This is a genomic window from Sulfitobacter sp. CW3 (assembly GCF_019392245.1).
Classification (GTDB): domain Bacteria; phylum Pseudomonadota; class Alphaproteobacteria; order Rhodobacterales; family Rhodobacteraceae; genus Sulfitobacter.
Genome location: NZ_JAHXRL010000446.1, coordinates 1 through 249 on the forward strand (window position 1 = coordinate 1; position 249 = coordinate 249).

The following is a 249-nucleotide window of genomic DNA, read 5'->3' on the forward strand; positions in this document are numbered from 1 at the left end:
TCCTTTTTTGAAGTACCAGTTGAAGTACGGATAAGGCTAGATTTCTATCGACCGCGCTTCTTCTGGCAGAACGATGAATTAAAAAGAAAATACAGACTTGCTAAGTGGGATATCATTTGTAAGCCGAAAGATCAAGGGGGTCTAGGCATTGAAAATTTAGAGGTGAAGAACAGATGTCTTCTCAGCAAGTGGCTGTATAAGTTATCTATAGAGACGGATGCCACATTGGCCCAGATTCTTCGTAATAAG

1 protein-coding gene is annotated in these 249 nt (G+C 40.6%); it reads left to right on the forward strand.

Translation table 11 applies throughout. From position 1 onward, the window contains the following. Window positions 1-249, forward strand: a 249-nt coding sequence (locus KZZ06_RS21755) for a hypothetical protein (protein ID WP_219581994.1), incomplete at both ends; no start/stop codon positions are given.